Here is a 23,031-nt window from a genome sequence, read left to right on the forward strand (position 1 = left end):
CGCCATGCGCCCCCCCGCCCCCCGCCCCCTGCCCACCGTCTGGCTGGTCGGCGCCGGCCCCGGCGACCCGGAGCTGCTGACCCTGCGCGCGGCCCGCCTGCTCGGCGAAGCCGATGTGGTGCTGTGCGACGACCTGGTCGACCGCCGCGTGCTGGCCCTGCTCAAGCCCGAAGCCCGCGTGCTGCCGGTGGGCAAGCGGGGCGGCTGCGTGTCGACCGAGCAGGCCTTCATCCACCAGCTCATGGTGCGCGAGGCCCGCGCCGGCCGCCGCGTGGTGCGGCTCAAGGGCGGCGACCCCTTCGTCTTCGGCCGCGGCGGCGAGGAAGTCGATGCCTTGCGCGAAGCCGGCCTGGACGTGCAGGTCGTGCCCGGCCTCAGCGCCGGCGTGGCCGGCCCGGCCGCCTTCGGCATCCCGGTGACCGACCGCCGCCATGCGCGCGGCCTGGTGCTGGTCACCGGCCATGCGCAGGACGGCGGCGCCGGCCCCGACTGGGCCAGCCTGGCCGCCACCGCGCGAGCCAGCGCCCTGACCCTGGTCGTCTACATGGGCGTGGCGCGCAGCGCGGCCATCGCCCAGGCCCTGATCGAAGGCGGCCTGCCGGCCGACACGCCCGCCGCCGTGGTGCAGGCCGCGCACACCGAGGCCCAGCGCCTGGGCGTCAGCACCCTGGCCGGGCTGCCGGCGCTGATCGCCCGCGAGGGCTACGCCAGCCCCGCCGTGCTGGTGATCGGCGAGGTACTGCATGCGGCTGCGCTGGCGCGCGAGGCGCTGGCGGAGGCGAGGACGGACACCGTCGCACGGCAGGGCCACGGCTGAGGCAGCCGCCCGGTGACGCCCGGATGTCGGGCCCGTGTCGGCACGATGGCATGATGCGGCCGCCATGAGCCTGCTTGCGATCGACGTCGGCAACACCCGCCTGAAATGGGCCCTGCATGCGGCTGCCGATCCCGGCAGCGAGCCGCTGGCCCAGGGCGTGGTCTTCCTCGAACACATCGAGCAGCTGGCCGAGCGCGACTGGGCGGTCCTGCCGCCCCCCGAAGCCATGATCGGCTGCTGCGTGGCAGGCGACACCGTGCGCCGCCGCGTGCAGGAGCAGCTGGAGCTGTGGGACAACCTGCCGCCGCGCTGGGTGGTGCCGGCGCTGCGCGAAGCCGGCGTCAGCAATGGCTACGACCATCCGGCCCGCCTGGGCAGCGACCGCTGGGTGGCGCTGATCGGTGCGCACTGGCGGCAGCGCCAGGCCGGCGACCGGCGGCCGGTGCTGGTGGTGATGGTGGGCACGGCCGTCACGGTCGATGCCCTGGACACCGAGGGCCGCTTCCTCGGCGGCCTGATCCTGCCGGGGCACGGCATCATGCTGCGCGCCCTGGAATCGGGCACGGCCGGCCTGCGCGTGCCGACCGGCGAGGTCGTGCCCTTCCCGACCAACACCAGCGATGCGCTGACCAGCGGCGGCACCTATGCGATTGCCGGCGCGATCGAGCGCATGCACCGCCACCTGGCCGCGCGCTGCGGCCTGGCCCCGCGGGTGGTGATGAGCGGCGGCGCAGGCTGGAAGATGGCCCCGCACCTGAGCGTGCCGCACGAACTGGTCGACGGCCTGATCTTCGACGGCCTGCTGGCCGTGGCCGAGGCGCGCGAACGCGCACGGGTGGCCGCCGGCTGAACGAGCGGCAGGCCGCCGCCGCGGCGGCTCAGAGGATGAAGCGCGACAGGTCCTCGTTGCGCGCCAGCGTGGCCAGGCGCTGGTCCACATAGGCCGCATCGATCACCACGGTCTGGCCGGCACGGGCCGGTGCGTCGAAGCTGAGCTCGTCGAGCAGGCGCTCCATCACCGTGGCCAGGCGGCGCGCGCCGATGTTCTCGGTGCGCTCGTTGACCTCGCAGGCGATGGCGGCCAGGCGCTGCACGCCCTCGGGCGTGAACTGCAGGGTGACGCCTTCGGTGGCCAGCAGGGCCGTGACCTGGCGGGTCAGGCTGGCCTCGGTGCCGGTGAGGATGGCCTCGAACTCGGCCACGCCGAGCGCGCCCAGCTCGACGCGGATCGGGAAGCGGCCCTGCAGCTCGGGGATCAGGTCGCTGGGCCGGCTGAGGTGGAAGGCGCCGGAGGCGATGAAGAGCATGTGGTCGGTGCGCACCATGCCGTACTTGGTGCTGACCGTCGTGCCTTCGACCAGCGGCAGCAGGTCGCGCTGCACGCCCTGGCGACTGACTTCGGCCTGGCCGTTGCTGCCGCCGCGGCTGGCGACCTTGTCGATCTCGTCGATGAAGACGATGCCGTGCTGTTCGGCCCGCTGCAGGGCCAGGGCGCGGGTCTCGTCCTCGTTGACGAGCTTGGCAGCCTCCTCGTCCAGCAGCAGCCGGCGCGCCTCGGCGATGGGCAGCTTGCGCGTCGCGCGCTTGCCGGCGCCCAGGCCGGCGAACAGGCCCTTGAGCTGCTCGGCCATCTCGTCCATGCCCGGCATGCCGGGCAGGGCGGCGATCTCCACGCCGGGCCGGGCCTCGGCCAGCTCGATCTCGATCACGGTGGCGTCCAGCCTGCCTTCGCGCAGGCGCTTGCGCATGACCTGGCGGGCGGTGTTCTCGGCCGCGGGCGCGGCGGGCGCCTCGGCCTCGCCGGCGAAGCCGAAGGGCCCGCTGCGCACGGCGGCGCTGCGCGGCGGCGGCACCAGCACGTCGAGCAGGCGCTCCTCGGCGGCATCCTCGGCCTTCGCACGCTGGGCGGCCACGGCGGCTTCGCGGGCCTGCTTGACGGCCACCTCGACCAGGTCGCGGATGATGGTGTCGACGTCCTTGCCGACATAGCCGACCTCTGTGAACTTGGTGGCCTCGACCTTGATGAAGGGCGCATCGGCCAGCCGGGCCAGGCGGCGCGCGATCTCGGTCTTGCCCACGCCGGTCGGGCCGATCATCAGGATGTTCTTGGGCGTGATCTCGGCGCGCAGGCCGGGCTCGACCCGCGCCCGCCGCCAGCGGTTGCGCAGGGCGATGGCCACGGCGCGCTTGGCCTCGTGCTGGCCGACGATGTGGCGGTCCAGCTCGGCGACGATCTGCGCCGGGCTCAGGTCGCGCAGGCCGTCGGCGGGGCCGGCGGCCGGGGTGGGGGCAAGGGGCGTGCTCATTCCAGCACCTCGATGGTGTGGTTCAGGTTGGTGTAGATGCAGAGCTCGCCGGCGATGGTCAGGGCCTGCTTGACGACCTGCTCGGCGCCCAGCGTGGTGTGGTCGACCAGGGCCTTGGCCGCCGCCTGGGCGTAGGCGCCGCCGGAGCCGATGGCGACGATGCCGTGCTCGGGCTCCAGCACATCGCCGTTGCCGGTGATGATGAGGCTGTGCTCGCGGTCGGCCACGGCCAGCATGGCTTCGAGCTTGCGCAGCACGCGGTCGCTGCGCCAGTCCTGGGTCAGGGCCACGGCGGCGCGCATCAGGTGGCCCTGATGCTTCTCGAGCTGCGCCTCGAAGCGGTCGAAGAGGGTGAAGGCATCGGCCGTCGCCCCGGCAAAGCCGGCCAGCACCTGGCCGCGGTGCAGCTTGCGCACCTTGCGGGCGGTCGATTTGGCGACGATCACGCCCAGCGTGACCTGGCCGTCGCCGCCCAGGGCGACCTGCCAGCCGGTTTCGGTGCGGCGACGCACGCCGAGGATGGTGGTGCCGTGGTAGCTGTCCATGGAAGCAAGAGGGCAGGAAGGGGAAACGGTTCCGCACGGCGCCCGGGCGGGCGCGGCGGACAGGATCGGCTCAATCCTCGCGCGGCTGCAGCGCGGCGTGGGCCGGCAGGCCGATGGCCTGCAGCAGGGGCACGATCAGCCGGTGCGGCTGCTCGATGCGCAGCTGGCAGCCGGCCGCCCGGCGCTGCAGCACCCAGTGCAGCAGCTCGGCGGCCGCGGCCGGTTCGATGCGCTGCAGCTCGCGGCAATCCAGCACCAGGGTGCCGCATCGCAGGGCCAGCAGCTCGGGCTGGGCCAGGCGGGCCGCCAGCGGGGCCTGCAGCACGCCGTCGAGCCGCAGCAGGCCCTCGGCGGCGATCGGCGGCTGCGGCCGGACCCAGCGCGGCACGGCGTCGCCGAACCGGTCCTGGAAATCACGGACCAGGGCCTCGAAGGCCGGCGCACGGCCCACGGCCCGCAGCAGGTCGGCCAGCGCGCGCCAGGCTTCGGGTTCGGCCGCCTGGGCGGCGCCGGGGGCGATGCGCGCACGCAGGGCCTGCTCGGCCGCCTCGACCGCGCCGCGCGCGAAAGCGAAGGCCGCCGCCTCCAGACCCGGCTCGTGGACGCCGGCATGGGCGGGCGGCTCGGGCAGCGCGGGCCAGGGGTCAGGCAGGAGGGTGGAGCCTTCGAAGCGGCGACGGCCGGCCCGGGCGGAGGGCGCCGGCGCCGGGGGCTCGGCGGCCGCGGCCTCGCCGGGGCGCGTGCTGCCGGGCAGGGCCTCGGTGCTCATCTCGCGCTCGATCGCGTCGATCTTGGCGCGCACATCCTGCTCGGCGCGGCGCCGGGCCTCGGACAGGCCGGGCAGCACGCTGTCGTCGAGCATGGAGCTGGGCTCCAGGGTGGCGGGCCCGACGACGGTCGGGCCCTCGCGGCGCAGGCGGCGCAGCGCGTCGAATTCGCGCTTGCGGACGAAGTCGTTGCGGCGCTTGCGCTCGATCATGGCCTTGAGCTCGCCGCGGGCGATCAAGGTGTCGGGGCCGGTCAGGCCGAAGCTGGAGGCTGCATCGATCGGGGCCGGCGGCGGCCCCGCCCGCAGGCGGCGGGCAACTTCCACGAACAGGCCGGCGCGCGGCTTGCGCAAGCGGGCCGCAGGGTCCTCGCTCATGCGCGGACCGGCAGGGCGGCAAGGCCCAGGCGGCGGAAGGTCCGCATGCCGCAGCTCAGTCGCCGAACATCTTCTGCTTCATCTCGCGGCGCTGCTGCGCTTCCAGCGAGAGGGTGGCGGTCGGGCGGGCCAGCAGGCGGCCGAGGCCGATGGGCTCGCCGGTCTCGTCGCAGTAGCCGTATTCGCCGGTCTCGATGCGCGAGATCGACTGGGAGATCTTCTTCAGCAGCTTGCGCTCGCGGTCGCGGGTGCGCAGCTCCAGGGCGTGCTCTTCCTCGATCGTCGCGCGGTCGGCCGGGTCGGGGACGATGGAGGTGTCCTCGCGCAGGTGCTCGGTCGTCTCGCCCGCGTTGTCGAGCAGGTCGTTCTTCTGCTGCATCAGCTTGGCGCGGAAGAAGTCGAGCTGCTGCTCGTTCATGTAGGCGTCTTCCGGCATCGCAAGCAGCTCGGCCTCGCTCAGCTCACGGCCCGGCTTGGTCTTCCAGGCGTTCACCAGCTTGGGATCGGGCTTCTTCTTGGCGGGGGAGGAGAGATCACTCACGGCAGGCGTCGGATGCGGAGGAACGGGAAGGGGCTCGGGGTCGACCACGGGGGCCGGCGTCTCGACCGAGGGTGCCGCGGCCGTCTTGCGTGCGGCGCGTTTCACGGCCGGCTTCGGCGAGGCAGGAAACTGGCTCACGGATGCGGCCTCCTTGGGGCTGGACCCTGGGCCCGGCCGGCCGTCGGATGACGGGGCCCGGGCTCAAAAGCGCGCGGATTGTAGCGACGCCATCCGGCGCTCCGGCAGCTCCCTCGCAAGGGGGCGCCGAACCGCCGTGACAAGCCGCATGCAGGACTCAGGCCAGGCAGCCCTCGAGCCCCTGCTCCAGCAGCTCGCGGGGCAGGTCGACGCCGATGAAGACCAGCCGGCTCTGCTTGGCCTCGCCCTCGGCCCACTTCGGCCCGACGTCGCTGCCCATCAGCTGGTGCACGCCCTGGAAGATCACCTTGCGGTCCATGCCCTTGACGCGCAGCACGCCCTTGTAGCGCAGCATCTTCGGGCCGTAGACGTTGACGATGGCGCCGAGGAAGTCTTCGAGCTTCTCGGGGTCGAAGGGCTTGGTGCTGCGGAAGACGAAGCTCTTCACATCGTCGTCGTGATGGTGGTGATGCGGGTGGTCGCAGGCCTCGCCGGGGGCGTGGTCGTGGCCGCAGTCATGGTCATGCCCGTGGGCATGGCCGTGGTCGTGCCCGTGGCCGTGGTCGTCGGCGTTCAGGAAGTCCGGGTCGATGTCGAGCTTGGCGTTCAGGTTGAAGCCCTTGAGGTCGAAGACCTGGGCGATCGGCACCTCGCCGAAATGCACCTTCTGGATCGGCGCACGCGGGTTCATGTGCTTGATCCGGTGCACCAGGGCCTCGACCTCGGCCGGCTCGACCAGGTCGGTCTTGCTGAGGAAGAGCCGGTCGGCGAAGCCGATCTGGCGGCGAACCTCCTGGCGGCTGTCGAGCTGCTGCTGCGCATGCTTGGCGTCGACCAGGGTCAGGATGGCGTCGAGCAGGAAGCTCTCGGCAATCTCGTCGTCGATGAAGAAGGTCTGCGCGACCGGCCCCGGATCGGCCAGGCCGGTGGTCTCGATGACCACGCGCTCGAAGTCCAGCTCGCCCTTGCGGCGCTTCTCGGCCAGGGTGGCCAGGGTCACGCGCAGGTCCTCGCGGATGGTGCAGCAGATGCAGCCATTGCTCATCTGGATGATCTGCTCGTTCGTGTCCGCCACGAGGATCTCGTTGTCGATGTTCTCCTCGCCGAACTCGTTCTCGATGACGGCGATCTTCTGGCCATGGGCCTCGGTCAGCACGCGGCGCAGCAGGGTGGTCTTGCCGCTGCCCAGGAAGCCGGTGAGGATGGTGGCGGGGATGAGACCTTGGGACATGGCAGGACCTGTGGGGATGTCGTGGAGGGAGCGCAGATGGGGCCGCCGGGCCCCCGCTTCAAGGGGCGAGCCGGGGGCCGTCATGGGCCTCGGGTATTCTCGCGCCGTCCCGACTACCGACACCTGCCGTGTCAGACGCCCATCCGAGTCGGCCGCCGCGAGGCGCCGAAACCGGCGGCGACAAGCGCTCCCTGTTCGAGCGCGTCGTCGAATTCCTTTCGCCCGGTCCCGATTCGACCGACGAACTCATCGAGACCCTGGCCGAGGCCGAGCAGCGCGAGCTGATCGAGCCCGAATCGCGCCAGATGCTCGAAGGCGTGCTGCGCATGGCCGAGATGAGCGCCGGCGACGTGATGGTCGCCGCGCCGCGCATGGACCTGCTCGACATCGACGCGCCCTACGAGGCCCTGCTCGACGAGGTCATCCAGACCGCGCACTCGCGCTTTCCGGTCTACGAGGGCGAGCGCGACAACATCATCGGCATCCTGATGGCCAAGGACCTGCTGAAGCTGCAGCGGGCGCCCGAGCTGAGCCTGCGCACCCTGCTGCGGCCGGCCGTCTTCGTGCCCGAGAGCAAGGGCCTGAATGAGCTGCTGCGCGACTTCCGCAGCAACCGCAACCACCTGGCCATCGTCATCGACGAGTTCGGCAAGACCGCGGGCCTGATCACCATCGAGGACGTGCTCGAGGAGATCGTCGGCGAGATCGAGGACGAGTTCGACGACAAGGACGGCGAGTCCGGCGTCTTCACCCTCGCCGACGGCAGCTACCGCGTGGCCGGCGATGCGCCGATCGACGAGGTCAACGCCCGCCTCGGCAGCAGCCTGTCGGACGAAGAGCACGACACCGTGGCCGGCCTGGTCGCCACCGAGCACGGCCGCGTGCCGCGCCGCGGCGAGACGGTGCGGCTCGGCGGCCTGGCCTTCTCGGTGATGCTGGCGCGCGGCGGGGCCGTGCGCTGGTTCAAGGTGCAGCGCAGCAGCGCAGAGGCCCCGGCCGCCGAGCACGAGGCGCCGTGAGCCCCGGCCGCGCCGCCGCCCTGGCGCTGGGCCTGGGGGCGCTGCAGGCCTTCGCCTTCGCGCCCTGGTCGCTGCCCGCGCTGCAGATCGCCTGCGTCGCGGGCCTGGCCCTGCTGCTTGGCCGCGCCGCCACGCCGCGCCAGGGCGCAGCCCTGGGCCTGGCCTTCGGCTTCGGCTGGCTGGCCCATGGCGTGTGGTGGCTCTACATCAGCATGCACAGCCACGGCGGCATGCCGGGCGCCCTGGCCGCGGCGGCGGTGGCGGCACTCAGCGCCGCGCTCTCGCTCTACCTGGCCGGGGCGATGGCCCTGGCCGTGCGGCTGCGCAGCGGCCGGGTGGGGCGCGACGTGCCGGTCTTCGCCGCACTCTGGCTGCTGGCCGAGCTGGCGCGGGCGCTGATCTTCACCGGCTTCCCCTGGGCCGCGAGCGGCTACGCCCACCTGGAGGGGCCGGGCGCGGCGCTGGCGCCCTGGGTCGGCGTCTATGGCATCGGCGCCTGGGCGGCCGCGCTCGGCGCGCTGCTGGCCGCGGTGCTGCGCGGCGGGGCGCGCCTGCGCCACGGCCTGGCGGCGGCGCTGCTCGGCCTGGCGCCGCTGGCCCTGCCGCAGGACTTCACCCGCCCGGCCGGTACCCTGCGCGTGGCCTTGTTGCAGACCGCCGTGCCGCAGGGCGAGAAATTCAGCCCGGCACTGCAGCCCGCCGTGCTGCAGTGGCTGATGGCCAGGCTGGCCGACAGCCCGGCCGATCTGGTGGTCGCGCCCGAAACCGCGCTGCCCCTGCTGCCGCAGGACCTGCCGCCCGGCCTGTGGGCCGCGCTCAGCGAGGCCTTCGCCCCGGGCGGCCCGGCCGGTGGCAAGGCCGCACTGCTCGGCCTGCCCCTGACCCGGCTGGAAGCCGACGGCCGCCTGGCCTACACCAACTCGGTGGCCGGCTTCTCGGCGGCCCTGCCGCCCGCAAGCGGCCCGCTGCCGCCCGGCGCGGCCGAACCGGCGCCGCCCTACCGCTACGACAAGCACCACCTGGTGCCCTTCGGCGAGTTCATCCCGCCCGGCTTCCGCTGGTTCGTCGACCTGATGCGCATGCCCCTGGGCGACTTCGGCCGCGGCCCGATCGTCGCGCCCTCGCTGGCGGTGGCCGGCCAGCGCATCGGGCCGAACATCTGCTACGAGGACTTGTTCGGCGAGGAGCTGGCCGCCCGCTACGTCGGCCGCGGCGACGCCCCGACCGTGCTGGTCAACCTCAGCAACCTGGCCTGGTTCGACGGCAGCCGCGCGCTGGATCAGCACCGCGAGATCTCGCGCATGCGCAGCCTGGAGCTGCAGCGCCCCATGCTGCGCGCGACCAACACCGGCGCCACCGTGGCCCTGGACCACCGCGGCCGGCTGCTGGACGCGCTGCCGCATGGCGAACGCGGCGTGCTGCAGGTGCAGGTGGAGGGCCGCGAGGGCCTGACGCCCTACACCCGCTGGGCCGGCCGCTGGGGCCTGGCGCCGCTGGCCGGCCTGGCCGGGCTGACCGTGCTGGCCCTCGGCGCCTGGCGACGCCCGCGGCGGGGCTGAGGCGCGGGGGGCGCGGACACGACGGGGTGCGGCGTCGGCACGGTTCACGCTAGCCTCCGGGCACCTCGACCCCGGAGCCCCGCGATGAAGCTGCTCACCCCCGGCCTGCGCCACCTCGCGACCGCCGCCCTCCTGATCGCCACCAGCCTGCTGGCCCAGGCCCAGCCCGCGACGCTGCCGCGCATCGTCATCGTCGCCACCGGCGGCACCATCGCTGGCGCCGGCGCCAGCGCCGTGAACAGCGCCAGCTATGCGGCCGCCAAGGTGCCGGTCGACAAGCTGATCGCCGGCCTGCCCGAGCTGGAGAAGGTCGCCCAGGTGCGCGGCGAGCAGCTCTTCCAGATCGCGTCCGAAAGCTTCACCAACGCCCACCTGCTGACCCTGGCGCGGCGGGTGGCCGCCCTGGCGCGCGACCCGGCGGTCGACGGCATCGTCGTCACCCACGGCACCGACACGCTGGAGGAGAGCGCCTATTTCCTGCACCTGACGGTGCGCAGCGCCAAGCCCATCGTCGTCGTCGGCTCGATGCGGCCGGGCACGGCGCTGTCGGCCGACGGGGCGCTCAACCTGCTGGGCGCGGTGCAAGTGGCCGCCCAGCGCGAATCGGCCGGCCAGGGGGTGCTGGTGGTGATGAACGACGAGATCCACACCGCCCGCGACGTCAGCAAGGCCGTCAACATCAGCACCGCCGCCTTCCGCAGCCCCTGGGGTCCGCTGGGCATGGTGGTCGAGGGCAGGAGCTACTGGTTCCGCGCGCCGGTCAAGCGCCACACCACGGCTTCGGAGTTCGACCTCGACGCGATCCAGACCCTGCCGACCGTCGAGATCGTCTACGGCTACGGCAATGTGCCGGCCAGCGCCTACGAGGCGGCCGCGCGCGGCGCGGTGGCCCTGGTCCACGCCGGCACCGGCAACGGCTCGGTGGCCGACCGCATCGTGCCCGTGCTCAAGCGCCTGCGCGGCGAGGGCCTGCACATCATCCGCAGCAGCCGGGTGGACGGCGGCGGCTTCGTGCTGCGCAATGCCGAGCAGCCCGACGACGCGAACGACTGGGTCGTCGCCCACGACCTGAGCCCGCAGAAGGCCCGCATCCTGGCCCTGCTGGCGCTGAGCCGGCCGCGCGATGCGCAGGAGCTGCAGCGCATCTTCTGGAGCTACTGAGCGCCCACCGGGCTTCCCGGCCGGGCCCCGGGAAGCCCCCGGCGGCCCGGCCGGCCCGGGGGCCGGCTCCTAGAATCGCCGCCCTGGCCGCCGGCACCCCGCATGGCGCGCCGACCCGACGCCATGCTGAGCTTCCAACAGATCATCCTCCGCCTCCAGCAGTACTGGAGCGACCGCGGCTGCGCCCTGCTGCAACCCTATGACATGGAGGTCGGCGCCGGCACCAGCCACACCGCCACCTTCCTGCGCGCGCTCGGCCCCGAGCCCTGGAACGCCGCCTACGTGCAGCCCAGCCGCCGCCCCAAGGACGGCCGCTACGGCGAGAACCCCAACCGTCTGCAGCACTACTACCAGTTCCAAGTCGTGCTCAAGCCCGCGCCGGCCGACATCCTGGAGCTCTACCTCGGCAGCCTCGAAGCCCTGGGCTTCGACCTGAAGCGCAACGACATCCGCTTCGTCGAGGACGATTGGGAGAACCCCACGCTGGGCGCCTGGGGCCTGGGCTGGGAGGTCTGGCTCAACGGCATGGAGGTGACGCAGTTCACCTACTTCCAGCAGGTCGGCGGCATCGACTGCAAGCCCATCACCGGCGAGATCACCTACGGCCTGGAGCGTCTGGCCATGTACCTGCAGGGCGTGGAGAAGGTCTACGACCTGGTCTGGACCACCGACGCCCATGGCCGCAGCCTGAGCTATGGCGACGTCTACCTGCAGAACGAGCAGGAGCAGAGCGCCTACAACTTCGAGCACAGCAACGTCGACTTCCTGCTGCAGGCCTTCGGCGCGCACGAAGGCACGGCCGAGCAGCTGATGGGCCAGCAGCTCGCGCTGCCGGCCTACGAGCAGGTGCTCAAGGCCGCCCACACCTTCAACCTGCTGGACGCGCGCGGCGCCATCAGCGTGACCGAGCGTGCGGCCTACATCGGCCGCATCCGCAAGCTGGCCCGCAGCGTCGCGCAGAGCTACCTCGACAGCCGCGCCCGCCTGGGCTTCCCCATGGCGCCGCGCGCATGGGCCGAGGACGTGCTGGCGCAGCTCGCCGCGAAGCAGGAAAAGTCCCAAGAGAAGAACGAGAAGAAGGCGGCCTGAGCATGAGCGACGTGAAGAACCTGCTGGTCGAGCTCTTCGTCGAAGAGCTGCCGCCCAAGGCGCTGAAGAAGCTGGGCGAGGCCTTCGCCGGCACGCTGCAGGCCGGCCTGCGCCAGCGCAGCCTGCTGGACGAGGCCAGCGCGCTGACCGTCTACGCCAGCCCGCGCCGCCTCGGCGCCCACCTGACGGCGGTGCGCGCCGTCGCGCCGGACCGGGCCGTTTCCGTCAAGCTGATGCCCGCCAGCGTGGCCCTGGACGCCGCCGGCCAGCCCAGCCCGGCGCTGCTCAAGAAGCTGGCCGCCCTGGGCGCCGGCCCCGAGGCCGTGGCCGGCCTGCGCCGCGCCCCCGACGGCAAGGCCGAGGCCCTGTTCCTCGACCGCGTCGAGCCCGGCCTGGCCCTGGCCGCCGGCCTGCAGGCCGCGCTGGACGAGGCCCTCGCCGGCCTGCCCATCCCCAAGGTGATGACTTACCAGCTCGCCGATGGCTGGCACGACGTGAAGTTCGTCCGCCCGGCCCACGGCCTGGTCGCGCTGCATGGCGAGGCGGTGGTGCCGGTGCAGGCCCTGGGCCTGACGGCCGGCCGCAGCACCCACGGCCACCGCTTCGAGGCGGCGGTCGATCCGGTGGTGGTCCGCGAGGCCGACAGCTATGCCGCGCAGATCGAGGCCGAGGGCGCGGTGATCCCCGGCTTCGCCGCGCGCCGCGCCGAGATCGTGCGCCAGCTCGCCGCCGCCGCGCAGGCCGCCGGTCCGGCGCTCAAGCCCATCGAGGATGAGGCCCTGCTCGACGAAGTCACCGCCCTGGTCGAGCGGCCGAATGTGCTGACCGGCCGCTTCGACCCGACCTTCCTGGACGTGCCGCAGGAATGCCTCATCCTCACGATGAAGGCCAACCAGAAGTACTTCCCGCTGCTCGACGCCGCCGGCAAGCTGACCCATCAGTTCCTGATCGTCAGCAACATCCGCCCGGCCGACCCGAGCGCGGTGATTGGCGGCAACGAACGCGTGGTGCGCCCGCGCCTGGCCGATGCCAAGTTCTTCTACGACCAGGACCGCAAGAAGACCCTGGCCGAGCGCGCCGCGGGCCTGGGCAAGGTCGTCTACCACGGCAAGCTGGGCAGCCAGGCCGAGCGCAGCGAGCGCGTGCGGCGCATCGCCCACGCCGTGGTCGAGCAGCTCGGCGCGGCCGTGCAGCCCTGGACGGTGGACGCCAAGGACCACTTTGACCTGCTGGCCGTCAAGGCCGACCAGGCCGCCCGCCTGGCCAAGGCCGACCTGCTGACCGACATGGTCGGCGAGTTCCCCGAACTGCAGGGTGTGATGGGCGGCTACTACGCCCGCCACGAAGGCCTGCGCGACGGCGTGGCCCTCGCCCTTGAGGACCACTACAAGCCCCGCTTCGCCGGCGACGCCCTGCCGCGCAACACCACCGGCACCGTGCTGGCCCTGGCCGACAAGCTGGAGACCCTGGTCGGCCTCTTCGGCATCGGCGAGCTGCCGACCGGCGACAAGGACCCCTACGCCCTGCGCCGCCATGCCCTGGGCGTGATCCGCCTCATCACCGAGAAGCAGCTCGCGCTGGACCTGGACGCGCTGCTGGCCGCCGCGCTTCCGGCCTTCGGCGGCCTGATCGCCGACCCGCGCGAGGCCCTGCGCAGCTTCTTCGACGACCGCTTCGCCGGCAGCCTGCGCGAGCAGGGCTACAGCGCGCAGGAAGTCGAGGCCGTGCTGGCCCTGCGCCCCGGCCGCCTGGCCGAGGTGCCCCGGCGCCTGGCGGCGGTGCGCGCCTTCGCCGCCCTGCCCGAGGCCGCGGCCCTGGCGGCGGCCAACAAGCGGGTGGGCAACATCCTGAAGAAGGTCGAGGGCGGCGTCGAAGCCCGCATCGACCCGGCCCTGCTCAAGGAGCCGGCCGAGGCCGCCCTGGCCCAGGCCCTGGCCCAGGTGCAGCCGGCCGCCGACGCCGCCTTCGCCGCCGGCGACCTGACCGCCTCGCTGCAGGCCCTGGCCGCGCTGCGCGCGCCGGTCGACGCCTTCTTCGACGGCGTGATGGTCAACGCCGAGGACCCGGCGCTGCGCGCCAACCGCCTCGGCCTGCTGGCCACCCTGCACGCCGCGATGAACCGCGTGGCCGACCTGGCCCGCCTGGCCGCCTGATCTTTTCTCCGGAGCCCGCCATGCCCAGCCCGCGCGACGCCGCGACCAAGCTCGTGATCCTCGACCGCGACGGCACCATCAATGCCGACCGCGACGACTACGTGAAGTCGCCCGAGGAATGGATCCCCCTGCCCGGCGCCCTCGAAGGCGTGGCGCGGCTGAACGAATCGGGCTTCCATGTCGCGGTCGTCACCAACCAGAGCGGCATCGGCCGCGGCCTCTTCGACATGGCCACGCTCAACGCCATGCACCTGAAGATGCACGGCCTGATGGCCGAGGTCGGCGCGCGGGTCGACGCGATCTTCTTCTGCCCGCACGGCCCCAGCGAGGACTGCAGCTGCCGCAAGCCCAAGCCGGGCCTGTTCGAGCAGGTCGGCCAGCGCTTCGGCGTGAACCTGAAGGGCGTGCCGGCCATCGGCGATTCCCTGCGCGACCTGCAGGCCGCCGCCGCCGTGGGCTGCGAAACCCATCTGGTGCGCACCGGCAAGGCCGAGTCGCTGAGCGACGAGGCCGCCGCCGAGCTGGCCGCCAAGGTGCCGGGCACCTTCGTGCATGCCAACCTGCGTGCCGCGGCCGACTGGCTGATCCAGCGCGAGCGCAGCCGCAAGGCGGCCGCCCAGGCGGCCAAGGCCCAGGCTGCCGCCGGCGGCGCCAGCGCCGGATGAGCGCCGCCGCGACGACGCTGGCCGCGCTGCGCTCCACCGTCTTCCTGCTGTGGATGGCCGGCACGCTGGTCGTCTACGCCAGCGTGGCGGTGCTGCTTTCGCTGGTGCTGCGCGGCAAGCCCTTCTACTGGTTCTGCAGCGGCTGGATGCGGCTGGCGGTGCATGGCGCGCGCTGGATCTGCGGCGTGCGCTGGCGCCTGCATGGCTACGAGCGGGTCGAGGCCCTGGACCGCGCCGGCACGCCGGTGATCCTGACGCCCAAGCACCAGTCGGCCTGGGAGACGCTGGCCTTCCCGGCGCTGATGCCACGGCCGCTGGCCTTCGTGTTCAAGCGCGAGCTGCTCTTCATCCCCTTCTTCGGCTGGGCGATCGCGCGGCTGGACATGATCCACATCGACCGCAGCAAGCGCGCGCAGGCCTGGGCCAAGGTGGCACGGCAGGGCGCGGAGTTCCTGCAGCGCGGGCTGTGGGTGATCATGTTCCCCGAGGGCACGCGCACGCCGCGCGGCGCGCAGGGCGACTACAAGACGGGCGGCGCGCGGCTGGCGGTGGCGACCGATGCGGTGCTGCTGCCGATCGCCCTGACCTCGGCACGCTGCTGGCCCAAGGGCGGCTTCATCAAGCGGCCGGGTGTGATCGAGGTGTCCTTCGGCCCGCCGATCCCCAGCGCGGGCCGACGGCCCGAGGCCCTGATGGCCGAAGCCGAAGCCTGGATCGAGGCCGAGATGCGGCGGCTGGACGCCGAGGCCTATCGGGGCTGAGCCCAGGGGCTGAGCGCTTCATGAGCGCCTGACCCTGCGTGTGAAAGCGCGGGGGGCTGACGTGGTGAGGCGCAGGGCCGTGGTGTGGTGAGGCGCAGGGCCGTGGTGTGGTGAGGCGCGGGGCCGTGGCGTGGTGAGGCGCGGGGCTCTGGCGCGGTGGAAGCCGGCGAGCCCCCACCCCCGGCGGGGCTTCGGGGCTGGCCCCCGCCGAAGGCGGGGGTGCCCTGCGCTTCTCGCGTCGAAAACCCTCCGGCCCCAACTCGCGCTGCGCGCTCAGACACGGGGCCTCCCGGGCCCTCGCCGCTGCGAGGCTCGGCCGCGCCCAGGCGCCCCACCGGGGGTGGGGGCTCGCCTTGCGGCATCGCGGGCGCACGCAAGAACCGATGCGGTGGTCGCGCCGCCAGACCGCAGCGATGCGGGTCATGCCACCCCGGCGTACAGCGCGATGTTCAGGCGCGCAGCGGCCCGTCAGCGAGCGCCAGCGATGCGGCCCCCCGCGGTGCGGGCTGGGGTTGCGGGGCAATCAGAAGCCTCGCCGAGCCGCGCAGCGGGGGCGGGTTGCCGGGGCAGGGCCCCGGCTCGGCCCCCCTTGTCTGAGCCCGTAGGGCGAGTTGGGGGGACGACCCGCCGCCGCGAGCAGCGAGGGGAGCCGGGGCCCCGAACGGGGCCCCGGCCGAGGCTTCGCCTCGCAGCCCCAGCCCGCACCGCGGGGGGCATGCGCCACCCGCCGCACCCCACCCTCCCCTCGCCCCAACAAACCCGGCGCCAAGCGCGGGCCGCAAGCACAAAGCCCCGCGCCCGAAGCCGGAAGCGCTCAGGACACTTCCAGCGGATCCCGCTTCGCCGGTGACCCCAGCCCCGCCGCCTGCAGCGCCGGCCCGCCGCGCAGCCGGCGCTCGATGGCCTCGGCCAGGTAAAGCGCATCACGCGCCACGCCCGAGAAGCGTCCCGAACCCCAGGTGTGGAGCCAGGGCAAGCCCAGGAAGTACAGGCCCGGCTGCGGGCTGATGCCGCGCTGGTGCACCGGATGGCCCCGGCCGTTGAAGACCGGCGCATCGACCCAGGCGAAATCCGGCTCGAAGCCGATGCACCAGACGATGGCCGCCAGCCCCGCCTCCGCCAGCGGCAGCGCGCTGCGCTCGGCCGGGGGCGTCCAGACCGGCGTGTAGACCGAGGCCGGCGGCGCCTCCAGCCCCTGCGCGGCGATGTGCTTGTCGATCGCCGCATTGATGCCGTTGTAGATGCGGTCGGCCTGGTCCAGCGCGGCGGTGAGGCCCGGCTCGAAGAGCAGGCGCTCGCCGTCGAAGCCGCGCAGCAGGCCGTAGAGCTCCATGCCCTGGGCGGCGAACTGGCGCAGGTCGATGTCACGCCCGCCATCGCGGCCGGTCACGTAGTGGTTGGTGTTGTCGCGCACACCCTCGCGCAGCGGATGCTGATCGACCGGCATGTCGTAGTAGCCCATGTCGGCCAGCCAGTCGACCACGTCGCGGCCGCGGTAGAAGCGCGCGCAGCGCGGCGCGTCGCCCACCGCCAGCAGCACCTTCCGGCCGGCCAGGTGCAGGTCCTCGGCGATCTGCGCGCCGCTCTGGCCCGAGCCAACGACCAGCACCGCGCCAGGCGGGAACTGCGCCGGGTTGCGGTACTGCTCGGAATGGACCTGCACGATGCCCGGCGGCAGGCGCTCGGCCAGCCGCGGCACGATGGGCCGGTGGTAGCCGCCGGAGGCCACCACCACTTCATCGGCCGTGCAGGTACCGGCCGAGGTCTGCACGCGGAAGCCGCCCTCGGGGCGCGGCGTCACGCGCTGCACGGCCACGCCCTCGATCAGCGGCGGATCGACCTTGGCGCGGAAGGCGGCCAGGTAGTCGAGGATCTGCGGCTTGGTCATGAAGCCGTGCGGCTCGGGCCCGTCGTAGTCATGGCCCGGCAGCTTGCACTGCCAGTTGGGCGTGACCAGGCTGAAGGCATCCCAGCGCGCGTCGGCCCAGGCATGCAGGGCCTGCTGCTTCTCCAGCACCAGGTGGCCGAGGCCGCGCTGCTGCAGGTAGTGCGAGACCGACAGGCCGGCCTGCCCGCCGCCGACGACCAGCACCGGGTGGTGGGGCGGCGAGGCCTCGGCGGCAGCCGCGAGGGCCTGGGTGGGGTCGAGGGTCGGCATGGCGGTCTCCTGGAACGGGGGGGCGGACGGGCCGCAGCTCAGGCGGGGTCGAAGGGCAGCAGCTCGATCCGCGACTCGGGCGCGAAGCGGGTGGCGGTGGCCTCGATCTGCGCCAGCTGCTCGGCCGCGGCTGAGCAGGCGAAGCCGTACTTGGCCCGCACGCGCTCGGAGGCGATCTGCATGCAGTCGCGGATCTCGACCAGGAAGGCGTCCAGCCGCATCGGGCCGGGCCGCAGGCGCTCGCGCACGATCAGCGAGGGCGAGTAGCAGGGCATCACCGTCTGGTCGGGCCAGCGCAGCTGGTAGGTCATCGCGGGCATGGTGGTCTCGGGCGGAGGGCTTCAGGCCGGCAGGTGCAGGGGCAGCGGCGCGGCGTGCCGCGCCAGGTGGGCGCGGTAGACGGCCAGGTGGCGTTCGGCGCTGCGCGCCCAGGCGTAGCGGGCGCAGACGGCCGGCGGCGCCGGACGCGGCCGGTCCAGGGCCTGGACGAGGGCGGCCTGCAGCGTCTCGGGGGCCAGGGGGTCGCACCAGCTGACCGCAGCGGCCAGCTCGGGCTCGGCCCGCGGGTCGAGGTATTCGGTGAAGGGCGGGTTCTGCGGCACGACCACCGGGCAGCCGCTGGCCAGGGCCTCCAGCACGACCAGGCCGAAGCCCTCGTTCAGCGAAGGCAGGGCCATCACGTCGGCGCGACGGTAGAGCGAGGGCATCAGCTCGTCGGGCAGCGGGCCGGTGACGATGACCGGGCTGCCCGGCCCGCCCCAGGGGCCGCGGGCCTCGGCGGCGGCGCAGGCCTCCAGCCGGGCACGGAAGGCGGCCACCTCGCGGCCGTGGTCGAGCAGGCTGGCGCCACCGGCGATCAGCAGCTGCGCGCCGGGCCGGGCCTGGCGCAGGCCCAGGAAGGCTTCGAGCAGGCGGGCGGTGTTCTTGCGCGCCTCGATGCCGCCGACCGCGAGCACCACCGGGCCGCCGCCCAGGCCCCAGCGGCGCGCGAGCAGCGCATCGAGCGGCCCCGCGGCCGGCTGGAAGCGCTGCAGGTCGACGCCGTTGGGCACGGCCTCGGCCGGCCGGCCCCAGTCGCGGGCGAGCTGTCCGGCCCAGTGCGCGCTGACGCACAGCAGGGTGTCGGCCTCGCGCACGCCGCGCTGCTGGAAGGCGTCGATCACCGGATCGCTGTAGCGGTCCAGGTGGTGCACGGTGCGCAGCCAGGGGCCAATGCGGCCCTGGGCGCGCAGTTCGGCCAGGGCATTGGCGCCGATGCCGTCATGCGCATGCAGCAGGTCCCAGCGGGCCCCGGCGGCCAGGCGGGCGCGCAGGTGGGCGATGTAGCCGGCGATGCGGGCCTCGACCATGGCGCGGGTCGCGCCCGGCGGGGTGGCGGGCACCGGCACCTCCTCGACGGTGCAGGCCGGCGTGCGGAACAGCTTCTCGCCCGGCGCGGCCGGCGCGAACAGGGTGACGGCATGGCCGGCCGCGGTCAGGGCCTCGGCCAGCTCCAGGCTGTGCACCACGCCGCCGCGCGGAAGCACCGAATGGGTCAGCAGGCCGATGCGCAGCACCTCGCCGGGTGCGGCAGGCGGGGCGCCTGCCTCGATCACGGTGCCGCGGCTGGCCGGCCAGTGCCAGCGTTCACCCGGGCTGCGGCTGACGCGGCGCGGGCGGCCCGGCCCGACGGGACGTTCGGAGGCGGGCTCAGCCATGGGCGGGCTCGCGATCGGCCGCGGGGCCGGGGGGAAGGATGAAGGACTGCATGGCGGCATCCCACAGCAGGATCGGCGCCAGCTCCGGCACGCTGCCGGCGGCCAGGCGCAGCGCCCGGCCGGCCTCGACGGTGCCGACCGCCGCGCAGGCCAGGCGTGCGGCCGCGAAGTGCTGCTGCACCGCCTCGACCCGGTCCGGCGCCACGCTCAGCACGAAGCCGTAACTCGGGAAGGCCTGCAGCCAGCGCAGGCGTTCGGCCGGGGCCAGGCCGGGCGGCGCCGGCAGGGCATCGAGGTCGACGGTGGCGCCGACCCCCGAGGCCTCCAGCAGCATCAGGGTGCTGCCGAGCACGCCGGCCATGCTGATGTCCTTGGCCGCGCGGCACAGGCCGGCCTCGGCCAGGGCGGGCAGCAGGGCCAGGTCGGCGCGCAGGCGCTCGGGCGGGGCCTGGGTGCTGGCGTTCCAGTAGGGTGCTTCGCCGCGCCAGGCGCCGCGCAGGTCGACGACGACCATCAGCCGGTCGCCCGGCCGCGCCTCGAAGCTGCTGAGCAGGGCGCGCGCGTGGCCGAGCACGGCCACCGCGAGCTGGCCATGCGCCGCGCGCAGATTGCTGTGGCCGCCCAGCACCGGCACGCCGTAGCGCGCGGCCGCGGCGGCCAGGCCGGCCAGCACGGGGACGGCGGCTTCGGCATCGGGCGCCCAGATCGCATCGACCACGCCGATGGCGCGGCCGCCCATGGCGGCGATGTCGCTGAGGTTGACCATCAGCGCGCTGTAGCCGGCGAACCAGGGGTCGCGGGCGACGAAGTCCTCGACCAGGCCCTCGATCGCGAAGAGCAGGTGGCCGCCCCCGCCCGGCGAGGCCGGCAGGGGCACGGCGGCGGTGTCATCGCCATTGGGCACGGCCGCCGCCAGGCCGGCAGCGAGCGGGCCGGTGGCGGCCCAGGCCGGGTCCAGCGCGCGGGCCCAGGCCGGCGGGCCGGCGGGGGCGTCGGCGGCGGCCGGGTCGAGCGCAGCGCGCACCGCGGCGATGTCGGTCTTGTGCGCGAAGCCGCGGCTGGCCCGCAGCGCCTCGGCCAGCGCGGCCAGGGCCCGGGCGGGCTGGATCTCGCCCGCGAGCGGCGGCAGGGTCGGCACCGGGATCGGCGGCATGTCCAGCCTCAGGCGCGGCGCGCGAAGGCCGCGCTGACGAAGCCGGCCTCGGCCCGCGGACAGGGCGGGTAGGCCTTCAGATCGGCCTGCATGAAGCGATGCGGCCGGCCGTGCAGGGTGCGCGGGCCCAGGCTCTTCCAGTGCAGCTTCTCGAACAAGGGCACATTGGCTTCCTGCACATGCGCGAAGAAGCTGTGCGCGCCCTGGGCATGCGCGCTGCAGACGGCCAGGCGGATCAGGGTGGCGCCGATGCGGCCGACGCTGCGGAAGGCCGGATGCACGGCCAGGCGCGAGCCCCACCAGACGCCGGGCTCCTGCTGCGGGTCGGCATCGGCCGCCTGGTGCAGGCGCACGGTGCCGACGACCTGCTCGGGCTGGCCGCCCCAGCAGGCCACGGCCACCAGGGTCTGGGCGATGGGGTCGAGGGCATCGCGGTCGTCGCCGACGAAGACGCCCTGCTCGGCACAGAACACGGCGCGGCGCAGGCGGGCGGCTCCGTCCAGCTCCCAGGGCAGCACCGCGCGCTTGATGCGGAACTCGGCCGGCACGAAGGCCTGCGGCAGCTCGCACCAGGGCGGCAGCGCGGCGGGCGCGGGCCAGGGCAGGACGGCGGGGGACGCGCTCATGCCGGCACCCCGTCGAGCGCGCCTTCGTGGACGGCCAGGGTCGAGCAGGCGCCGCACTTGCCGCAGCCGGCGCGGATGTCGGCCGCGCGCAGGCCGCCGGCCTGGAGCATCGCGGCCAGGGGCTGAAGCAGGGCCTGCATGAAGTCGGCCGAGGGCGCGGGATGGTCTTCCAGCGGCGTGCCGCGGATGGGCACGAAGGGCACGACGAAGGGGTAGACACCGATCGCGATCAGCTTCTCGCACATCGCCAGGATGGCCTCGGGCGGATCGCCGAGGCCGGCCAGCAGGTAGCTGCTGACCTGGCCACGGCCGAAGACCGCCACGGCCGCCTCGAAGGCGCTGAAGTAGCGCGCCAGCGGCACGCTGGCCTTGCCGGGCATCAGCTTCTCGCGCAGCGCGGGGCTCACCAGCTCCAGGTGCATGCCGACGGTGGCGACGCCGGCGGCCTGCAGGCGCGCGAACCATCGGTCGTCGTCGGGCGGTTCGAGCTGGGCCTGGAGGGGCAGGCTGCGGGCCGGGCGCAGCGCGGCAATCGCGGCGGTGATGGCGGCCGCGCTGTCGCACAGGACTTGCGCGCCCCGGTCCGGCGTGGGGGGCGTGCCGGTGGTCAGCACCATGTGCTTCACGTCGTCGAGCTGCACGGCGGCGCAGGCCACCTCGGCGAGCTGGGCCGGCGTCTTGTGCGCGACGGTGCGGCCGGCCGCCAGCGACTGGCCGATCGCGCAGAACTGGCAGGCCTTGCGCCGGCTCTCGTAGCGGATGCAGGTCTGCAGCACGGTGGTGGCCAGCACGTCGCGGCCGTGGAGGGTCGCGATCTGGCGGTAGGGGATGCCGTCGGCCGTCTGCAGGGCATAGAAGCGCGGCTCGGCGGTGAAGCGGATTTCGGCGATGGGGATGCCGCCGCGCTTGAGCACGCTGCGGCCATCGGCCCCCGGCGCCTCGGCCGCATAGGTGGAGGCGAAGGCCTGGGCGGTGTGCACCGGCACCATCACGGTGTGGCCGTCGACGGTGACGGCCTGGTGGTCGCTGGGCCCGGCGCCGCCGCGGCGGCTGGCGGCCCCGGCCTGCGGGTCGAGCAGGCGCAGGCCCTGGGCCTGCAGCTCGCTCATCAGGGCGCGGGCGGCGGGGGTGGGGACGGAGGGGGTGGCCATGGCGGGGCGTCCTTCAGGGGCAGCGGGCGGGGGCGATCAGGGCCGGGCCGGCGTGGCGGCGGCACCCGCCTCGACGGCGGGCGCTGCCGGGGCGAAGGGGCTGGCGGGGGTCCGCTCGGCCGGGCCCGGGACGGGGCCGGCGGTCGGGACCCGCAGCGGTCCGCCGGCCAGGTCCACCACCGGGTGCGCCGGCCGGGTGTTGATCGCCAGGCTCAGCAGCTCGGGCCGGGCGTAGTGGCCGACCGAATCCATCATCCGCTTGCGCTTGTCGATCAGGGCGAAGTCGAGGTCGGCGATCACCAGGCCCTCGCCTTCCTTGAGCGGCGGCGCCAGGTGCACGCCCTCGGGCGAGACGATGGCGCTGCAGCAACCGCCGCGCAGGGCCTTCTGCAGGGCGGGGTCGGGCGTGATGCTGGCGATCTGCGACTCATGCAGCCAGCCGGTGGCATTGACGACGAAGCAGCCCGATTCCAGCGCGTGATGGCGGATGGCCACCTCCATCTGGTCGGCAAAGATCGGCCCGACCATCGAGCCGGGGAACTGCGCGACGTGGATCTCCTCGCCCTGGGCCATCAGCGCGTAGCGGGCCAGGGGGTTGTAGTGCTCCCAGCAGGCCAGGGCGCCGACGCGACCGACCGCCGTGTCGACCACCTTCAGCCCGGCGGCATCGCCCTGGCCCCAGACCATGCGCTCGTGGTAGGTCGGGGTGATCTTGCGGCGGTGCAGCAGCAGGCGGCCATCGGCATCGAAGACGAGCTGGGCGTTGTAGAGGCTGCCGCCGTCGCGCTCGTTGATGCCGAGCACGACGACCAGGCCGTGGCGGCGCGCGGCCGCGGCCACGGCCTCCACCTCGGGGCCCGGCACGCGCGGCGCGTGGGCCATCAGGCGAAGGTGGTCGGCGCCCATCGCCACCGGCGGCTTGATGAAGCTGAAGTAGGGGTAGTAGGGGACGAAGGTCTCGGGGAAGACGACGAGCTGCGCGCCCTTGCCGGCGGCCTGGGCCAGGGCCTCGACCACGCGCTCGGTGGTGCCGGCGGGGCGGTCCAGGTCCGGAGCGAGCTGCACGGCGGCGGCGCGGACGATGCGGTGGGGCAGCATGGGCGAAGGCAGTCGAGGG

21 protein-coding genes are annotated in these 23,031 nt (G+C 74.0%); 9 read left to right on the plus strand and 12 right to left on the minus strand.

The window, feature by feature from the left end:
• Positions 1 to 4: 4 nt before the first annotated feature.
• Entirely contained in the window at positions 5 to 817 is an 813-nt protein-coding gene (gene cobA, locus H4F90_RS13995; RefSeq protein WP_182665652.1) for a uroporphyrinogen-III C-methyltransferase, read from the plus strand.
• 64 nt (positions 818 to 881) lie between these two features.
• Positions 882 to 1,667 carry a type III pantothenate kinase gene (locus H4F90_RS14000; RefSeq protein ID WP_182665654.1) on the plus strand — a complete coding sequence of 262 codons (786 nt, stop codon included), beginning with the start codon at positions 882 to 884 and terminating at the stop codon, positions 1,665 to 1,667.
• A 28-nt stretch (positions 1,668 to 1,695) separates the two neighbouring features.
• Here the strand turns inward: H4F90_RS14000 and hslU are convergent, their stop codons facing one another.
• The 5 genes from hslU to H4F90_RS14025 form a co-directional block, all read right to left on the minus strand.
• The gene (gene hslU / locus H4F90_RS14005; protein ID WP_182665656.1) at positions 1,696 to 3,123 is read right to left on the minus strand and encodes an ATP-dependent protease ATPase subunit HslU; all 1,428 of its coding nucleotides are present in this window, start codon (positions 3,121 to 3,123) and stop codon (positions 1,696 to 1,698) included.
• Positions 3,120 to 3,668 carry an ATP-dependent protease subunit HslV gene (gene hslV / locus H4F90_RS14010; protein ID WP_182665658.1) on the minus strand — a complete coding sequence of 183 codons (549 nt, stop codon included), beginning with the start codon at positions 3,666 to 3,668 and terminating at the stop codon, positions 3,120 to 3,122. Before hslV ends, hslU begins: the two co-directional genes overlap by 4 nt.
• Before the next feature lie 70 nt (positions 3,669 to 3,738).
• On the minus strand, positions 3,739 to 4,812 hold the full coding sequence (locus tag H4F90_RS14015; RefSeq protein ID WP_182665660.1) for an STAS domain-containing protein: 1,074 nt from the start codon (positions 4,810 to 4,812) through the stop codon (positions 3,739 to 3,741).
• A 55-nt stretch (positions 4,813 to 4,867) separates the two neighbouring features.
• Positions 4,868 to 5,491: an RNA polymerase-binding protein DksA gene (gene dksA, locus H4F90_RS14020; protein WP_182665662.1), complete on the minus strand. Its 624-nt coding sequence runs from the start codon at positions 5,489 to 5,491 to the stop codon at positions 4,868 to 4,870.
• A 157-nt stretch (positions 5,492 to 5,648) separates the two neighbouring features.
• Positions 5,649 to 6,722: a CobW family GTP-binding protein gene (locus tag H4F90_RS14025; RefSeq protein WP_182665663.1), complete on the minus strand. Its 1,074-nt coding sequence runs from the start codon at positions 6,720 to 6,722 to the stop codon at positions 5,649 to 5,651.
• 128 nt (positions 6,723 to 6,850) lie between these two features.
• Here H4F90_RS14025 and H4F90_RS14030 point away from each other — a divergent pair, with 128 nt between their 5' ends.
• The 7 genes from H4F90_RS14030 to H4F90_RS14060 all read left to right on the plus strand — a co-directional run bounded on the left by H4F90_RS14030 (position 6,851) and on the right by H4F90_RS14060 (position 15,129).
• The gene (locus H4F90_RS14030; RefSeq protein ID WP_182665665.1) at positions 6,851 to 7,741 is read left to right on the plus strand and encodes an HlyC/CorC family transporter; all 891 of its coding nucleotides are present in this window, start codon (positions 6,851 to 6,853) and stop codon (positions 7,739 to 7,741) included.
• Positions 7,738 to 9,300, plus strand: a complete 1,563-nt coding sequence (lnt, locus tag H4F90_RS14035) for an apolipoprotein N-acyltransferase (protein ID WP_182665667.1) — start codon at positions 7,738 to 7,740, stop codon at positions 9,298 to 9,300. Before H4F90_RS14030 ends, lnt begins: the two co-directional genes overlap by 4 nt.
• An 84-nt stretch (positions 9,301 to 9,384) precedes the next feature.
• The gene (locus H4F90_RS14040; RefSeq protein WP_182665670.1) at positions 9,385 to 10,461 is read left to right on the plus strand and encodes a type II asparaginase; all 1,077 of its coding nucleotides are present in this window, start codon (positions 9,385 to 9,387) and stop codon (positions 10,459 to 10,461) included.
• Positions 10,462 to 10,584: 123 nt separating this feature from the next.
• The gene (glyQ, locus tag H4F90_RS14045) at positions 10,585 to 11,550 is read left to right on the plus strand and encodes a glycine--tRNA ligase subunit alpha (RefSeq protein ID WP_182665672.1); all 966 of its coding nucleotides are present in this window, start codon (positions 10,585 to 10,587) and stop codon (positions 11,548 to 11,550) included.
• A 2-nt stretch (positions 11,551 to 11,552) separates the two neighbouring features.
• Positions 11,553 to 13,703: a glycine--tRNA ligase subunit beta gene (gene glyS, locus H4F90_RS14050; RefSeq protein WP_182665674.1), complete on the plus strand. Its 2,151-nt coding sequence runs from the start codon at positions 11,553 to 11,555 to the stop codon at positions 13,701 to 13,703.
• A gap of 20 nt (positions 13,704 to 13,723) precedes the next feature.
• Complete coding sequence (gene gmhB, locus H4F90_RS14055; protein ID WP_220486181.1) at positions 13,724 to 14,368, plus strand: D-glycero-beta-D-manno-heptose 1,7-bisphosphate 7-phosphatase; 645 nt, start codon at positions 13,724 to 13,726, stop codon at positions 14,366 to 14,368.
• Positions 14,365 to 15,129 (plus strand): lysophospholipid acyltransferase family protein, encoded by a 765-nt coding sequence (locus tag H4F90_RS14060; protein WP_235972216.1) that lies wholly within the window; start codon positions 14,365 to 14,367, stop codon positions 15,127 to 15,129. Before gmhB ends, H4F90_RS14060 begins: the two co-directional genes overlap by 4 nt.
• 814 nt (positions 15,130 to 15,943) lie before the next feature.
• On the opposite strand, the gene H4F90_RS14065 is transcribed toward H4F90_RS14060, so the two are convergent.
• The 7 genes from H4F90_RS14065 to H4F90_RS14095 all read right to left on the minus strand — a co-directional run bounded on the left by H4F90_RS14065 (position 15,944) and on the right by H4F90_RS14095 (position 23,012).
• Positions 15,944 to 17,287, minus strand: a complete 1,344-nt coding sequence (locus H4F90_RS14065) for an MSMEG_0569 family flavin-dependent oxidoreductase (protein WP_182665676.1) — start codon at positions 17,285 to 17,287, stop codon at positions 15,944 to 15,946.
• A gap of 38 nt (positions 17,288 to 17,325) precedes the next feature.
• Positions 17,326 to 17,607, minus strand: a complete 282-nt coding sequence (locus H4F90_RS14070) for an MSMEG_0570 family nitrogen starvation response protein (RefSeq protein ID WP_182665678.1) — start codon at positions 17,605 to 17,607, stop codon at positions 17,326 to 17,328.
• 21 nt (positions 17,608 to 17,628) lie between these two features.
• Positions 17,629 to 18,984, minus strand: a complete 1,356-nt coding sequence (locus H4F90_RS14075; protein ID WP_182665680.1) for an MSMEG_0565 family glycosyltransferase — start codon at positions 18,982 to 18,984, stop codon at positions 17,629 to 17,631.
• Positions 18,977 to 20,137: a sll0787 family AIR synthase-like protein gene (locus H4F90_RS14080; RefSeq protein ID WP_182665682.1), complete on the minus strand. Its 1,161-nt coding sequence runs from the start codon at positions 20,135 to 20,137 to the stop codon at positions 18,977 to 18,979. The genes H4F90_RS14075 and H4F90_RS14080 overlap by 8 nt, the downstream gene beginning before the upstream one ends.
• An 8-nt stretch (positions 20,138 to 20,145) precedes the next feature.
• Complete coding sequence (locus tag H4F90_RS14085; RefSeq protein ID WP_182665684.1) at positions 20,146 to 20,763, minus strand: MSMEG_0567/Sll0786 family nitrogen starvation N-acetyltransferase; 618 nt, start codon at positions 20,761 to 20,763, stop codon at positions 20,146 to 20,148.
• Positions 20,760 to 21,872: an MSMEG_0568 family radical SAM protein gene (locus H4F90_RS14090; RefSeq protein ID WP_182665789.1), complete on the minus strand. Its 1,113-nt coding sequence runs from the start codon at positions 21,870 to 21,872 to the stop codon at positions 20,760 to 20,762. The genes H4F90_RS14085 and H4F90_RS14090 overlap by 4 nt, the downstream gene beginning before the upstream one ends.
• A gap of 78 nt (positions 21,873 to 21,950) precedes the next feature.
• A complete protein-coding gene (locus H4F90_RS14095; protein WP_182665686.1) occupies positions 21,951 to 23,012 on the minus strand; it encodes a Nit6803 family nitrilase in 1,062 nt (353 codons plus the stop codon).
• Positions 23,013 to 23,031 lie beyond the last annotated feature (19 nt).

The sequence above is a fragment of the Aquariibacter albus genome (assembly GCF_014145335.1).
In the GTDB taxonomy this organism is placed as follows: Bacteria; Pseudomonadota; Gammaproteobacteria; order Burkholderiales; family Burkholderiaceae_C; genus Aquariibacter; species Aquariibacter albus.

Bases quoted from the DNA above. Each gene is read 5' to 3' on its own strand.
- cobA (WP_182665652.1), top strand. From the start codon at position 5: ATGCGCCCCCCCGCCCCCCGCCCCCTGCCCACCGTCTGGCTGGTCGGC.
- H4F90_RS14000 (WP_182665654.1), top strand. From the start codon at position 882: ATGAGCCTGCTTGCGATCGACGTCGGCAACACCCGCCTGAAATGGGCC.
- hslU (WP_182665656.1), bottom strand. From the start codon at position 3,123: ATGAGCACGCCCCTTGCCCCCACCCCGGCCGCCGGCCCCGCCGACGGC.
- hslV (WP_182665658.1), bottom strand. From the start codon at position 3,668: ATGGACAGCTACCACGGCACCACCATCCTCGGCGTGCGTCGCCGCACC.
- H4F90_RS14015 (WP_182665660.1), bottom strand. From the start codon at position 4,812: ATGAGCGAGGACCCTGCGGCCCGCTTGCGCAAGCCGCGCGCCGGCCTG.
- H4F90_RS14025 (WP_182665663.1), bottom strand. From the start codon at position 6,722: ATGTCCCAAGGTCTCATCCCCGCCACCATCCTCACCGGCTTCCTGGGC.
- H4F90_RS14040 (WP_182665670.1), top strand. From the start codon at position 9,385: ATGAAGCTGCTCACCCCCGGCCTGCGCCACCTCGCGACCGCCGCCCTC.
- glyQ (WP_182665672.1), top strand. From the start codon at position 10,585: ATGCTGAGCTTCCAACAGATCATCCTCCGCCTCCAGCAGTACTGGAGC.
- glyS (WP_182665674.1), top strand. From the start codon at position 11,553: ATGAGCGACGTGAAGAACCTGCTGGTCGAGCTCTTCGTCGAAGAGCTG.
- gmhB (WP_220486181.1), top strand. From the start codon at position 13,724: ATGCCCAGCCCGCGCGACGCCGCGACCAAGCTCGTGATCCTCGACCGC.
- H4F90_RS14060 (WP_235972216.1), top strand. From the start codon at position 14,365: ATGAGCGCCGCCGCGACGACGCTGGCCGCGCTGCGCTCCACCGTCTTC.
- H4F90_RS14065 (WP_182665676.1), bottom strand. From the start codon at position 17,287: ATGCCGACCCTCGACCCCACCCAGGCCCTCGCGGCTGCCGCCGAGGCC.
- H4F90_RS14070 (WP_182665678.1), bottom strand. From the start codon at position 17,607: ATGCCCGCGATGACCTACCAGCTGCGCTGGCCCGACCAGACGGTGATG.
- H4F90_RS14075 (WP_182665680.1), bottom strand. From the start codon at position 18,984: ATGGCTGAGCCCGCCTCCGAACGTCCCGTCGGGCCGGGCCGCCCGCGC.
- H4F90_RS14080 (WP_182665682.1), bottom strand. From the start codon at position 20,137: ATGCCGCCGATCCCGGTGCCGACCCTGCCGCCGCTCGCGGGCGAGATC.
- H4F90_RS14085 (WP_182665684.1), bottom strand. From the start codon at position 20,763: ATGAGCGCGTCCCCCGCCGTCCTGCCCTGGCCCGCGCCCGCCGCGCTG.
- H4F90_RS14090 (WP_182665789.1), bottom strand. From the start codon at position 21,872: ATGAGCGAGCTGCAGGCCCAGGGCCTGCGCCTGCTCGACCCGCAGGCC.
- H4F90_RS14095 (WP_182665686.1), bottom strand. From the start codon at position 23,012: ATGCTGCCCCACCGCATCGTCCGCGCCGCCGCCGTGCAGCTCGCTCCG.